Origin of the sequence: Halostella sp. PRR32, from assembly GCF_034808085.1 — an archaeon.
Lineage (GTDB): Archaea > Halobacteriota > Halobacteria > Halobacteriales > Natronoarchaeaceae > Halostella > Halostella pelagica.
The window spans coordinates 1-233 of sequence record NZ_JAXHGL010000302.1 but is presented as its reverse complement, the minus strand read 5'-3'; the positions used below and the strand labels follow the sequence as shown (position 1 = coordinate 233).

Genomic DNA, 233 nt, shown 5'->3' with positions numbered 1-233 from the left:
CCCTGATGCGCGCCTCGGCGGCGGCGATGGCCTCCGTCCCGTCGAGGACGCGGAAGCTCGCCTGATACTCCCGGGCCTCCTGAGGTCCAAGCCAGATCATCTCGCCCCGCTCGCGGGCCGCGTTGTCGCCCAGCACGTGGTGCGTGGAGGGCTCGATCCCAAGGGCGTAGCTGCCCGCATGGAAGTTCTGCCACTGGTAGGCGCAGGGGAGCTGGTCCTTGCGGGTCGCGACC

The 233-nt window shown here is 70.8% G+C and carries 1 protein-coding gene; it reads right to left on the bottom strand.

Annotated elements, in window-relative coordinates:
- The coding region (locus SM753_RS21190; RefSeq protein ID WP_323193005.1) for a DUF4432 family protein at positions 1-233 on the bottom strand (233 nt) is incomplete at both ends.